12 protein-coding genes are annotated in these 13666 nt (G+C 33.1%); 1 reads left to right on the plus strand and 11 read right to left on the minus strand.

Annotated elements, in window-relative coordinates:
- Window positions 1-202 precede the first annotated feature (202 nt).
- From IPJ23_07170 to IPJ23_07220, 11 genes are all read right to left on the minus strand, one after another.
- Window positions 203-1105, minus strand: coding sequence for a methionyl-tRNA formyltransferase (locus tag IPJ23_07170; protein ID MBK7630465.1), 903 nt, complete (start codon window positions 1103-1105; stop codon window positions 203-205).
- 15 nt (window positions 1106-1120) lie between these two features.
- On the minus strand, window positions 1121-1684 hold the full coding sequence (def, locus tag IPJ23_07175; GenBank protein MBK7630466.1) for a peptide deformylase: 564 nt from the start codon (window positions 1682-1684) through the stop codon (window positions 1121-1123).
- Between the two features lie 152 nt (window positions 1685-1836).
- The gene (locus tag IPJ23_07180; GenBank protein MBK7630467.1) at window positions 1837-2751 is read right to left on the minus strand and encodes an aminopeptidase; all 915 of its coding nucleotides are present in this window, start codon (window positions 2749-2751) and stop codon (window positions 1837-1839) included.
- Between the two features lie 68 nt (window positions 2752-2819).
- Window positions 2820-3575, minus strand: coding sequence for a hypothetical protein (locus IPJ23_07185; GenBank protein ID MBK7630468.1), 756 nt, complete (start codon window positions 3573-3575; stop codon window positions 2820-2822).
- Window positions 3576-3583: 8 nt separating this feature from the next.
- A complete protein-coding gene (locus IPJ23_07190) occupies window positions 3584-4372 on the minus strand; it encodes a hypothetical protein (protein ID MBK7630469.1) in 789 nt (262 codons plus the stop codon).
- A gap of 53 nt (window positions 4373-4425) precedes the next feature.
- Window positions 4426-5922, minus strand: coding sequence for an MFS transporter (locus IPJ23_07195; GenBank protein ID MBK7630470.1), 1497 nt, complete (start codon window positions 5920-5922; stop codon window positions 4426-4428).
- Between the two features lie 191 nt (window positions 5923-6113).
- Window positions 6114-7574: an aminoacyl-histidine dipeptidase gene (locus tag IPJ23_07200; protein ID MBK7630471.1), complete on the minus strand. Its 1461-nt coding sequence runs from the start codon at window positions 7572-7574 to the stop codon at window positions 6114-6116.
- Between the two features lie 11 nt (window positions 7575-7585).
- On the minus strand, window positions 7586-7993 hold the full coding sequence (locus IPJ23_07205) for a PqqD family peptide modification chaperone (GenBank protein MBK7630472.1): 408 nt from the start codon (window positions 7991-7993) through the stop codon (window positions 7586-7588).
- A gap of 10 nt (window positions 7994-8003) precedes the next feature.
- Window positions 8004-9956, minus strand: a complete 1953-nt coding sequence (locus IPJ23_07210; GenBank protein ID MBK7630473.1) for an oligopeptide transporter, OPT family — start codon at window positions 9954-9956, stop codon at window positions 8004-8006.
- 155 nt (window positions 9957-10111) lie between these two features.
- On the minus strand, window positions 10112-12190 hold the full coding sequence (locus IPJ23_07215; GenBank protein MBK7630474.1) for a PAS domain-containing sensor histidine kinase: 2079 nt from the start codon (window positions 12188-12190) through the stop codon (window positions 10112-10114).
- A gap of 33 nt (window positions 12191-12223) precedes the next feature.
- Window positions 12224-13000 (minus strand): TIGR02757 family protein, encoded by a 777-nt coding sequence (locus tag IPJ23_07220; protein MBK7630475.1) that lies wholly within the window; start codon window positions 12998-13000, stop codon window positions 12224-12226.
- Between the two features lie 103 nt (window positions 13001-13103).
- Here IPJ23_07220 and IPJ23_07225 point away from each other — a divergent pair, with 103 nt between their 5' ends.
- Window positions 13104-13589: a carboxypeptidase-like regulatory domain-containing protein gene (locus tag IPJ23_07225; protein MBK7630476.1), complete on the plus strand. Its 486-nt coding sequence runs from the start codon at window positions 13104-13106 to the stop codon at window positions 13587-13589.
- Window positions 13590-13666 lie beyond the last annotated feature (77 nt).

Here is a 13666-nt window from a genome sequence, read left to right on the forward strand (position 1 = left end):
GAATTAAAAAGAAGGGGGGGGGTTTGATCCAAAGGCCTGTTGGCAAAAATTGGTGAAAATTTGGGTTCCTTATCGAGAAGAGTTTAAGAAGCAATTAGTGGAGAAGGAAAATCAGGAACCTTGGCGAAATAATTATTAATATTCAAAAGCACTTAATAACCGAATGAGTTTATGAGATTAAAGTGATTCTAGAAAACTATAACTAAAACTTGAAACCTCTCAAAAATTCTTCAATGTTCATTCGCTTCTTCCCCTCCTGCTGGATTTCCAAAATTCGTAAAGCATCTTTTCCACAGCCAATTATCAATTCCGTTTTTGTTTGATGAAACTCAAATGGCTTTAGTTTTAAATCATGAACGATTTCTGTTTTATAAATCTTAATTACTTTGTTGTTGTAATTAAAAAATGCCACAGGATGCGGAGACAAGCCTCTGACAAGATTGTGTATTTCTTCGGCGGTTTTAGTCCAATCAATTGAACAAATTTCTTTTGTAATTTTTGGGGAAGGTGAAGCAAGTGAATCATCCTGCTGATACAATTCAACATTGCCGCTTTCAATCAGATTTACTGTTTTAAATACTAGTTCAGCTCCAAGTAAACTCATTCTATCGTGCAGAGTTTCAAAATTATCATCTGGATTTATCTTTACTTTTTCCTGTAAATATATATTTCCAGTATCAACTTTTTCTGCAAGTCTAAATGTGGTTAAACCTGTTTCTTCATCTCCATTTATTAATGCCCATTGGATTGGTGCAGCGCCACGGTATTTGGGCAAATAAGAACCATGCAGATTAAATGAACCATATTTCGGAACTTCAAAAACTTCTTTTGGCAGAATTCTGAAAGCAACAACTACAAATAAATCTGGATTTAAGATTCTCATTTGTTCTACAAACTCTAGATTACCTTTTAATTTATCCGGTTGATAAACAGAAATTTTATTATCAATCGCAAATTGTTTAACAGCTGTAAAAGTAATTTTTTGTCCCCTTCCACGTTCTTTATCAGGAGTGGTTACAACCGCTAAAATTTCATGGTTATTTTCAAGCAGGACTTTTAAGGAAGGAATTGAAAAATCCGGAGTACCCATAAAAACTATTTTCATCACTCACCTTTACATTTACATTATGCGGTATTCTTCTGATTGGCTAATTGGATAATCAACTTCAATTTTTCTTTTTTTGATTTTGTTTAATGGTTTCTTGAGTCGTTTTTTTGTTTCTTCATCAACAAGATCTGTAAATAAAATGCCAAGTAAATGGTCATATTCGTGCTGCATTACTCGTGCGAGTAAATCATCTGCTTCAATGGTGTGGGTGTTTAAGTCTTTATCCTGAAATTCAATTGTTATTCTTTGTGGACGAATAACATCTTCACGCTGATCCGGAATACTTAAACAGCCTTCCTCATAGCTTACTGTTTCTTTAGATTTTTCAATAATCTTTGGATTAATTAATGCAAGCGGCTTAACATCTTCATAATCTTCGACTTTAGAAATATCTATAACAAAAATCCGTCTATTGGCCCCAACTTGATTTGCTGCAAGACCAATTCCATTTGCATTATGCATGGTTTCAAACATATCATCAATTAGCTTGATGATTTTATCATCGACTTTTAAAACTTTGGCGGCTTTTTTTCTAAGTATTTTATCACCACAAACCGTTATTGGCAATATTGACATCTATCCGTATTCCTTAAAATTTTTTTAGTTGTTGTAAAGATAAATAAAGCAATTTTTATTGGAAATAGAGTTCTTAAATGCTAAATGTTCAATCTTCAAAGAAAAAAGATATTGAAAAAAAAATTCATTGAGCCTTTAACTTTGAACATTTATCATTTTACTAAAAGTTTTCCATCTTTCATTATCATATTTGAATCCATCCAGACTGTTGGCCTTTTAATAACGCCATCTAAGTGAATTGGAACATTAACACTTCCACCCATAGAAACATTATTTCCAAGAGCAATGTGAATGGTTCCCATAACTTTTTCATCTTCAAGTAAAATTCCGCTAAGTTTTGCAGAATCATTTGTACCGATTCCAAATTCCGCAATGTTACGAGCATCTTTACCAACTTTATCAAGCATTGTTTTTAGCTTACTTGCAAGAATTCCACCGGATATTTTTGTTGCAAAACCTTTTTCAACTTCAATTTTTATGTTGGCGTTTTTGATTAAACCCAAACCAGCCATAGAACCGTCAACTACAAAGACTCCGTTTGAGGTTCCTTCAACAGGGGCTAAAAATGCTTCTCCTGTCGGTAAATTTCCGCTTTCACCTTTTGCATGGAATAACCCTTTACTTGCATAGGCTTTTCTTCCTGCTATCTTAAAAGTAATATCCGTTCCTGCAGGAGCTGTTATACGAATTTCCTTACCAGTTTCTAAAAGATTTGCAAGTTTAACCGTTCTTTTTGAAATAGCCTTGTAGTCGGCGTTCATTCCACGAATCATAACATCTTTTGTGATTCCCGGAAAAGTTGCAATGCGCACGCCCTTAGCTGAAGCACTTCTTCTGGCATTTGTATGAGTTAATGATTTTGCTGTGGGACAAAAAACTACATCAAACTTTTGCATTAAATCAGCTACAACATCAGATGGTTCTTCACCATTTATTTTTCCTGATTTCATTTCAACTAGCAGTGATTCATATCCTAATCTAATAGCATTTTCGTGCAGCGCTAAACCTATTTCCCTCTTTAGCTCATCAGTAATTACAAGAATTTTCTCGCCTTTTTTTGCACCCATACAATCGCGTACAGCAATTGCAGAAGCTGAATCAAGTTTTGTAAGTTTTTTCACTTTCTCTCCTCTTATTAAAGTGGAAATCCTAAATTCAATTGAAGTACTGCGCTAAATCCACCAGTATTGATAAACTTTTCTGAATTTAGATTTTTATTAGGATTGTTAATCAAAATACTGCCGTCTTCATTTTTCATTTTATCAATTGTGATTACCGAATAGCTTGCTACACCTTCCAAGCTTATATAATCTTTTAATATCTCAAAAATAAAACCTGAACCAACGGAGTAACCAAATTCTGTTTTTTCATTATCAAATTTTTTAACTGAAGTACCTTCTTGAGAGTTAATAGTTTCAGTAAATCTTGCACTATTAATAAGTAAACTTCCATCTATAATTTTCCAATTAAGAAAATCCGTAATCGGAATACCTAGATCAACACCTATCCCCCAGCTTTTAAGCTTCAAATCAAAATTGGTATTCTTAGCAAAACCAGTTTGATAATCAATTGCTGCGTGGCCTTCTTGTAATTGTTGATAGTAACCTTTAGCAGTAATAAGTAATCCAGTAAACTTTGCTCGAAAAACATTCACTCCGACTCTATATCCACTAGCTTTGCCAAAATCACTCATTTTATTTTCAAGATATTCGGAATTATTTAAATTAAAATTAGCCACATAACTATTAAGACCATCGGGCTTATATTGTTGATAACTGTAGCCTCCAAATCCACCAATAAATCCTAAACATCCAAACCCAAAAGCTTGTGGTAAAATTTGATAAGTGAATATCAAAAACAAAAATAATATTTTATAAGATAGTCTATTCAATTATTATCTTATTGAAAAATTGGTATCGCTATATTCAATTGCGCAAATGCAAAAAATCCACCGCCATCAATAAAATTTTCCATTTTCTCACCGCTGTTTTCATTTGACGCAAGGAATTGTGCCGATGATTCAAATTGCATTTCATTTATTTGAAAGTACGAGTATCCGGCATTTACTTCAAGAGAAATATATGGTGGGAATGGATAATAAACTAAACCTGTACTTATTTGTCCACCAATAGTTGTATCGGGATTCCTTAAGATTTCTTCAGTAGTTGGATTGGTACCTTCAGTATATTTATTAATTAGTTTGGCTTTGTTCCAGTTCACTTTTACATCAGCAATTTTGAAATCGAAGCTGTTGCTAAGTACATACGAAAATGAGAGCCCTATTCCATATGATATCAATGTTAAATCGAATTCTCTTTTTGCATGGATATTATTTGTTAAAGTGGCTGTAGCTTCGTGTAATTCTTTAGTTTGCTGATAAAAAATATTTAATCCATATAACATATTATCATCTTCCACCTGGATAATATTCGCACCGGCTTTCCAGCCATATGAGAATCCAAAATCGTCCATCTTTTTAGTAAGTGCAGGTCGATTATCGTTATAGACTTTTATATAATCATTAAAACCAGTAGCGGAAAATTGCTGTGCACCATATCCACCGCTGACACCCGATTGCAAAAGATATCCAGCCATATAATCCAAACCGCAACAAGCTGAACCTTGTGCATAGGATGAAGAGCCAAAGAAAATAAATAATACAAAAAGAACTGTAGAAACAATTTTCATATTCTCTCCGAATTGATAAGTTGATTTCATCCCTGCCGAAATTAATTAAAAAATTATTTTGTCATACCTTTTTCAAGTCCGTGCGCGTTTGGTCCTGTTTCAGATTTTCTTAACAAGAATGCGAAAAGCAATCCTAAAAATCCGAGTGTGGAAAATATCCACATTCCAGGTGTATAACCTCCTGGATTTGTTGCACTTGCACCCGAATAATCATTTGTAAAACCAATTAATAAATTAAATCCAAATAAACCGATGTTCTGAATCATTGTCATCAATCCGTAAGCAGTACCAAGTTTTGAGGAATCAACAATTATGGCTACAGAAGGCCACATGACGGCAGGAACTAGTGAGAAAGCAATTCCCATCATTGCCATAGGTAAGATTAAATAAATTGGTATCGCTGCATCAATATCAAAAAACTTTATTGTAAGATGAATAAAATCACTTTCATTCATTACAGTCGGCTTTCCAAATTGATAAGCCATCATAAGATAAACTGGAATTATTAAAAGTGATCCGAACATCATCAGCAAAGATCGTTTACCTATTTTATCTGCAAGTAATCCAAACAATGGTGTAAAAACCATAGCTGCAAGAGTTAAAATACTTGAAAGATTTCCACCAACTTCTCTTGTTGTACCATGAGCCTCCTGAAAAAATTTGATCGCAAAAGTTTGAAATGGAAACATTGCCGAATAAAAAGTTACACACAAAGCTGTGATATACCAGAAAGATGTGGAGAAGGATTTTGCTTTAAGAAAAAGGACTAGCATGGCGACAATCAAAGCGATTAAATAAATTGCCCAGTTATCCGGGAATGTAATTGTAAGAATTATAAAAACAGAGGCTATTCCAGCAAAGAGAAACCATCTAGTTCTTTCTTTTATTCTTAATATATCAGAAAGTAATATCGCATCTTGTTCGCCTTCCTTTGGAAGATCATAATTTTTACTAGCATATATATCTAGGAAAAAATAAACGCCAACGCATACTAGTGCAAAAACACCCCCTGCAACAGTTATCCAAAGTGGTGATTGCCAATATTCATATAAACTTTTTCCCCAACTTGGAGAATTAAGCGCAAGAAATGATCCAAGTCTTGCAACAGTAAGATTTAATCCAAACGCAAACGATAATTCTTTACCTTTAAACCAGCGTGCAATAATGGTAGTAATTGCTACAATCATAGATTCAGCACCAAGACCAAAAATTAATCTTCCTGCAGACATTATCCATATATTTCCGGTAAGTGCTGTAACGATAGACCCAATTGTTATTAGTGCGGTAAATATCAAAACAGATGATTTAGTACCGATTCTATCTATCAGTAATCCCCCAATTAAAACCATAATTATATTGGGAAAAGAATAAATTGCATTTAACAATCCGATGTTTGAATCCGAAAAACCAAGTTGTGTTTTTAATAAATCTGCAAGCGGACTAATACTATCATAAATATAATAATTACCCATCATTGCTAAACTTATGAGAAGAAGAGCACTCCATCTTAAAAATGATGATGGCTGGGGTTTTAAAGAAATTTCATCCATTTAATTTTCACTTTTTCTTTATCACGCTGAGCTTGTCGAAACGTGAGAATTATAATAAAATGATGTCATACTTCGACAGGCTCAGTACGACAAAAACAAATAATAGATTTATCATTACTACAGACAATAATATAAAAAAAGCAGATACTTCTAAAGTCGTATCTGCTTTAATTTTAATGATTATTACTAAACTATTTAGCCGGAATATTTTTTAATACAGTTTTTAATTGATTATAAAACTCCGGTACGGTTGATATTTGTAACTTCTCATCAGGTGAGTGAACATCGCGCATCGTTGGGCCAAATGAGATCATATCCATATCAGGATATTTTTCTTTTATGATTCCGCACTCAAGTCCTGCATGAATTGCAGTTACTTCAGGCTCTTTACCGTACATTTTTGTGAAAGTAGATTTAAATACTTTTAAAATATCAGAATTAATATCTGGTGCCCAGCCCGGATATCCATCACCATAACTTACATCTGCCCCAGCAAGTTTTAATACAGCTGTTGTCATACTTGTAATATCAACATTTTGTGATGCAATTGGACTTCGTTGACTTGTTACAATATTAATATTTTTCCCAACTGTTTCTACTACCGCTAAGTTTGTTGATGTCTCTACCAAACCAGGAATATCATTTGACATTTTAATTACACCATGTGGAATTGCGTACAGAGCGTTAACCAAACGCTTCTGTGTTTTTTCATCCATAACTTTTTCCGGTACAACATGTTTTTCTGCTGAAACAACTAAACCTGCATCAACGGTTAAATATTCAGCTTTTACAGTTTCATTGTACTTTGCAACAAATTTTTTGAATTTTTTATCATCATTCTTTGGAACAAGTACGATTGCAAATGCTTCACGTGGAATTGCATTATGTTTGTTACCACCGTTTATTTCTGCCAAGCGAATAGCATTTTCTTGAGAGTAATTCCAAATTGCACGATTAAGAATTTTTACTGCATTTCCTCTTCCAACATGAATTTCAAGACCTGAATGTCCACCTTTTAATCCAGCTACTTTTAATTCAAAAGCAGAATAATTTCTAGGTGATTTTTCAAGTTTAGCTTTAAGTGTTGCGGCAGTATTTTTTCCGCCGGAGCATCCTATAAAAATAGTACCGAGGTCTTCTGAATCCATATTGATAAGTATATCACCTTTTAACCAGTTCTTCTTCAAACTCGATGCACCTGTTAAACCGGTTTCTTCATCAAGGGTAAATAAACATTCAAGCGGTCCGTGTTCAACATCATTTGCTTCTAAGATTGCAAGAGCACTGGCAACTCCAATTCCATTATCAGCACCAAGAGTTGTACCTTTTGCTTTTACCCAATCACCATCTATGTATGGATAAATCGGATCATTATCAAAATCGTGTTCAACACCTCTATTTTTTTCGCAAACCATATCAATGTGCCCTTGCAAAACCACAGTTTTAAGATTTTCTTTTCCTGGTGTGGCAGGTTTACGAATAACAATATTTCCAAACTTATCTTTTTCAGTTTGAAGGCCCAATCTTTTTCCAACAGAAACAACGTACTCCGCAATTTTTTCTTCTTTTTTGGATGGACGAGGATATTTACAGATTTCCTCGAAGTGATACCAAACCAACTCTGGTTTTAAATGACCTAATACTTTTCCCATAACAGACTCCTTTAGTTTAGTTCTTTAAATGTTATAAATCCTTGAGTGTATAATTGTGAAATATATTTTGTGATTCTTTCAGTTTCTTCTTCAATTTCATCACCAAAATTTTTCTTAACATCTTTAATTATTTGATCGACTCTATCTTTGCCATTTATCTTTAGCCATACTGCTGAACCAAATTTATCAAGCTTAACTCTAAAGTGATCACTCTTAAGTTTTGGTGAGATTAATTTTACGACAACCTTATTCTTAAACTTTGGAATGATAACGGTTACCAAATCATCATTATCCTTTACTTCAGAATAAATTCTAATTGGAGTAAGATCAAGAGTGTTAGCACTCTTTAATATTTTTTTTCGTTCATTAAATGTAAGCGGCATAAAAAAAGAAGGAGCGTTTATAAATAAACGCTCCAATAATAGTTTATTACATAGATACTTGTGGAGGTGCAGGATCATCTGGTTTACCGGCATTTTTAACCGGAATCCTTACAAGCAACCAACCAATAAACCCAATAACCACAAGACTTACTAAGAATGATGGTTCTGTGAATATTGCAGGAACCGATACTTCGAAGAAAGCAAGTCCCGCAAACAGTAAACCAATTAATGCTTCACCGGCTATCAATCCGGCGGCAATTAGAACACCATTATTTTCAACCCTCGATTTTTGAGCATCATTAAATTTCTTTTTCTCGTTAACTCTTTCTACAATTCCTTTTATCAATCCGCCAACAAAAATTGCAAAAGTTGTTCCGAGTGGTAAATACATACCAACGCTAACAAGCATAGGACTTTTAACATTCATCAAAATAAAACCAACGCCCATTAGCATACCTGTAAAGATTAAAATCCATTCCATATCACCGGCAACAATTCCTTTTGAAAGAATTGCCATCAAACTCGCTTGTGGTGCAGGTAAAGCATCACCGCCAAAACCAGTTCCGCCCATTTTAATATCACCTTCGTGCAATATTAAAAGAGGAATGAACATAATAGCAGCAGAAACTACAACACCTATAATATCACCAACCTGCATTTTCCATGGTGTACCACCAAGAATATGTCCGGCTTTCAAATCCTGTAACATCTCACCGGCAACCGCAGCAGCAACACAAACAACAGCTGCAACGCCAAGTACAGCAGCAACACCTTGGGTTCCTTTCATACCAAGTGCAACCATTAAAATTGCAGCAACTACTAAGGTTGAAAGAGTTAATCCACTGATTGGATTATTACTTGAACCGATAATTCCAACAAGATATCCTGAAACAGCCGCAAAGAAAAATCCGGCTATTATCATAACAACTGTTGCAACTAGTGCAGCTAAAACATTTTGGGCGAAATAATTGTAAATGAAAAATGTAGCAACCGCTGTTCCTAAAATTCCAATCATAATCCATTTAAAATTAATATCTTTTTCTGTTCTGATTTCAACATGTTCACCGCTTGCAGCTTTTTTAACATCTCCAACAGAGCGGGCAATACCGGTAGCAAGACTTTTTCTCATTTTCCAAAGAGTAAATCCTGCACCAACCAACATTCCACCAATTGCAATTGGTCTAACATAACTTTTCCAAACCTGAACCATAGTATCAGCCCAATTAAAATCTGCTGGTAAATCTTGATTGTAAAATTTAAAGTATGCAATTATAGGTGTTAACAAACCCCATGCAAGCACACCTCCTGAAAAGTTAAGTGCTGCCAACCGTGGACCAATAATATATCCAACGCCCATGTAAGCAGGACTGACATCAGGAGATTTAAATAAAATGTTTCCCTTTCCGAGGGAAATTAATTTATCCCACGATGTAGCAAATAATTTGAATTGACCAAGTGATTGGATGAGAGCACCTATTCCCATTGCAGAAAATAAAAATTTAGATCCGCCGCCACCGTGTCTTCCGGCTTTGTGAATTTCTGCGGCTGCAACTGATTCTGGGAAAGGTAAATCAACATCTTCAACCATTACTTTTCTAAGCAATGCTACAAACATAATTCCAAGAATACCACCGGCAACCATAATTGCAGCTGATATCATATAATTACCTGGTGTAAAGAAAGGATCCCAAATTCCAGCAATAAAAAATGCCGGCAATGTGAAGATAGCTCCAGCGGCAATTGATTCGCCAATCGAACCAACAGTTCTGGTAAAATTTTCTTCTAATATTGAACCTTTCATTAATTTGATTAAAGCCATACCAATTACCGCCGCCGGATAGGTTGCAGCGATAGTCATTCCGGCTTTTAATCCTAAGTAAGCATTAGCGGCACCAAGTACAACGGCAAGCACTAATCCGATAAGGAGTGCACGTACAGTAAATTCCGCCATATTGGTTTCAGGTGAGACAAAGGGAACAAATGGTTTTTGCTCTGCCATTTTTTTTCTCCTATTACTGAGCAATTAAAATTGTGGTTAGAGCCACATTTTCTCTAAAAATAGTGGGCTAAAGTTAAGCAGGAAAGCCTATCATTCTCAACACTATTTTAACTTTTTAATAGATAAATTTTAATAATTACTTAATCGTTAATTTTCTATTTCTTGCGAAATACTAATTCAATTGTGGTTCCAATGCCTGGTTCACTCTGTATTTTTAATGCCCCACCAAGTATTTCTACATATTTTTTAGTAATCGTTAATCCAAGCCCCATACCTTCAAATTTTCTGTTGAGTCCTTCGCTTCCCTGTCGAAAAGGTTCAAAAATCTGATCAAGATTTTCTTTTGGGATTCCAATACCTGTATCGGTTATCTTTATAATTATATTTTCTTCGGTTTCATTTAAGTTGATTCGAACTTCGCCTTCGTTTGTATATTTAATTGCGTTATCAACAATGTTACATAAAATTTTGTGAAGAATATTTTGATCGGTATTAATAAATACTTTTTCTTGATCTGAAGTTATACTAAAACGCAAACCTTTTTTATTTACAGCATCCGAAAAGGCATATTTACATTCCTGCATCATCGTTAAAAGTTCAATGTTACTTAACCTGAGATCAAGTTTTTGTGATTGAATTTTTGACAGATCAAGAATTGAATTAAGGGTTTCGTTTAATCTTTTACCGCTCTTGTGGATTATCTTTGCCATCTCTCGATGATTTTTATTATCCATTTCAGAAAGCAGTAATTCTGAAAATCCTATTATGCCGCTCATTGGTGTGTTAAGTTCGTGACTCATATTAGATAGAAATGTTGTTTTAAGTCTATCCATTTCTTCTGCTTTATCTTTTGCAAGTATTAAATCAAGCTCAAGTTTTTTTCTTTCGGTATTATCTCTTACTATCGCTAAAAGAATTTCCTCATCACCCTGCTTAATTAATTTGGCACTAATTTCAACAGGAATAATCGTTCCATTTTTTCTTTTATGATTTGTTTCAAATAAAATTCCTTCAGGATTATTAATAGAAGCAAAAATAACTTCAATATCTTTTTTTCTGTCGTAACTCAAATCAAGCAAATCCATTTTAAGCAATTCATCTTTTGTGTAACCGTAAGTATTAAATGCTTTTTGATTTGCTTCAAGTATTTTTCCATTCTTATCGATACTAAGTATCATATCATTTGCATACTTAGTTAGAGAAGTATATCGCTCCGTTAGAGCGTCTTTTTCTTTGCGGAGTGTAAAAGTTCTTGTTAAAAAATGCAAACGGCTGCGTTTCCAGATTGCATAAGTAATGCTTGCAGAAAGCACAATCAATAAAAAAGAAATGATAGTAATTAGCATTGCTGCATTCTTTGTGGATTCAGCAACTTTTTCCTGATTTATATTTGCTAATAAAATCCAATCTGTACCGGGAATTTCATTTACGGAAGCGAATATTTTTGATCCTTTAAACTTTGCATCTTTAAAAAAATCCTTGCCTTTAATAAATGATTCAAGTTCAGTTTTATCCTCTTTACTTATCGGAATCGTACGGATTTTAAACTCATCATTCTCTTTTATATCCCTTAAAATAAATCCCAAATCACTTTGCTTTTTTAGCAAGATATATTCAACATCTTCAGTTTCTTGTTTTGTGTAAGAAATTATGGGATGAAGATATTCGAAAAATGAAACTTCAGTCCACAAATATCCAACAATTACACTCCCATTTTTTATTGGAGTAATGATTGCTTGTAATAGTTTTTTATTTTCTGCTAAATATAGATTTGAAAGTGCAGATGAATCTTTTTGCAATAGCACAACAAGTTCGTGCTTTAAATAATGGTCATAAATACTTTTTGAACTATCTGTTGAAAAAAGTAGATCAGCATTTTTATTAAAGATGTTTAAGCTTACAAATTCAAAATCATTTTTTATTTCATTTGCCCATTTATTAATGTTAGAATAAAGTAGGGGGGACATTTTTTTAGTAAATAATGTTTTAACATCATTTTTTACCTCCGGCAGTAATAGCATAGAAGTAATAGCTTTTTTTCTTTGAAGCTGTTCCTTACTTATTTGTGATAGTTTTATTTCTTTAATTGTTCCCACGTGCCGGTAAAGTTCATCTTCTATCGCATTTTTTCTATCATTATAAATTAAATAACCCGCAATAGATATAGCGAACGTAACAGCGAAGAAATACAGTAAATATTTAAATGGAAAACTATCTTCTGATATTTTATTCATTTATAAACTTTCAAACTTTATATGGTATTAAACTTAAAACTTTAATTTTCTTATTCCAATATGGCAGATAGCAAAATCATATTTTATTGGATCAACAGCATCAAACTTTTTTAGGTTTTGTGTGATTTCTTCAGCCATTTTCCAATTTGCTATCCTACTTTTTGTAAGCTTTAATGATTTGCTAATTCTTGCAACATGCGTATCTACTGGTATAATAAGTTTACTTGTAGGAATTTCGTTCCACAGCCCAAAATCAAGCTGATCATTTCTAACCATCCAGCGTAAGTATAAATTAATTCGCTTGCAAGCGCTACCCTTTTCCGGTAAAGGAAACATAAATTTTAAACCATTACTTATCTTTCCAAAAGATTGTTCAAATGATTTTAGATAATGATTTGAGAAATTTGATATCGCATTTTTTACATTGTCATCAGAAATATTGTAACCTTGTAAAAATATTTGCTTGATTGATTTGTACTTTTTAATCTCTTTGCTGAGGATTAGGAACAATTTAATTATATCATCTTCAGTATAAAAACGATGTTTCATCCCAGCTAATTTCTTTAAATCATTTTCAACAGAAAAGTTTTTTATAAATAAATATGGTTTACCATTAAATATTAAAATGAACTTTTTTAAAGTGTTTTCAATCTGTTTAACATTTCCGTATGCAAAGATAGAAGTAATCAATCCAACAACTTCAATATCTCTTTCATCTTTAAACATATAAAGAAACTGAAGTGGATCCGGTTCGAGTTTGGTTCTATCAAAAGCGTTATAGTGATAATCTAATTTTTGTTTGAGATTCATTAAATCAATTATTTATAAAATTTTAGATACAATAAACTATAAATTTATGTGTTGAATATACATTCAATTAGAATTATTGTTGTATAGATTATTGGGAGATTTTATGAAAGTTATTATTTGGTTATTCTTTTTCATTTCAATTACTACAAACATAATTGCTCAAACGGGAACCTTAAAAGGCAAAGTCGTTGATAAAGAATATGGCGAGCCTTTGATTGGAGCAAATGTACTTGTCATAGGCACTAATCTTGGGGCAGCATCGGATATTGATGGCAATTATGAGATTAAGAATATTTCGCCGGGGACATATCTTTTACGAGTTTCTTACATTGGTTATAAAACAATTGAAATTGATAATGTAAAAATAGTTGCTTTCGAAAGTGAACTTAACTTTGAACTTGAAAATGGAGATCCAAATGTAATTATTTCGCATCCAAGGTATATTGCTAAATTTAAAACGGCTTGCACTTTTAAAGTACCAACAGAATCCCCTATCATTCCAATTAAAGAATTTTATTTCGGAAACTATTTGGGCAAAATTAAAACTAATCCACCTCAAATGGATTCAATAAGAATTAAAAATAACTGAAAAACTTGATTCAAGAATTACATAACTTAATTTAAGTACTCATTAAAACATTGCTCTGTACATTGGTAAAAGTCTAA

This window comes from Ignavibacteriales bacterium (assembly GCA_016709765.1).
Taxonomy (GTDB): Bacteria; Bacteroidota; Ignavibacteria; order Ignavibacteriales; family Ignavibacteriaceae; genus IGN3.

Coding starts and splice junctions, on each gene's coding strand:
- IPJ23_07170 (MBK7630465.1), bottom strand. CDS start 1,105: ATGAAAATAGTTTTTATGGGTACTCCGGATTTTTCAATTCCTTCCTTA.
- def (MBK7630466.1), bottom strand. CDS start 1,684: ATGTCAATATTGCCAATAACGGTTTGTGGTGATAAAATACTTAGAAAA.
- IPJ23_07180 (MBK7630467.1), bottom strand. CDS start 2,751: ATGGGTGCAAAAAAAGGCGAGAAAATTCTTGTAATTACTGATGAGCTA.
- IPJ23_07190 (MBK7630469.1), bottom strand. CDS start 4,372: ATGAAAATTGTTTCTACAGTTCTTTTTGTATTATTTATTTTCTTTGGC.
- IPJ23_07195 (MBK7630470.1), bottom strand. CDS start 5,922: ATGGATGAAATTTCTTTAAAACCCCAGCCATCATCATTTTTAAGATGG.
- IPJ23_07200 (MBK7630471.1), bottom strand. CDS start 7,574: ATGGGAAAAGTATTAGGTCATTTAAAACCAGAGTTGGTTTGGTATCAC.
- IPJ23_07210 (MBK7630473.1), bottom strand. CDS start 9,956: ATGGCAGAGCAAAAACCATTTGTTCCCTTTGTCTCACCTGAAACCAAT.
- IPJ23_07215 (MBK7630474.1), bottom strand. CDS start 12,190: ATGAATAAAATATCAGAAGATAGTTTTCCATTTAAATATTTACTGTAT.
- IPJ23_07220 (MBK7630475.1), bottom strand. CDS start 13,000: ATGAATCTCAAACAAAAATTAGATTATCACTATAACGCTTTTGATAGA.
- IPJ23_07225 (MBK7630476.1), top strand. CDS start 13,104: ATGAAAGTTATTATTTGGTTATTCTTTTTCATTTCAATTACTACAAAC.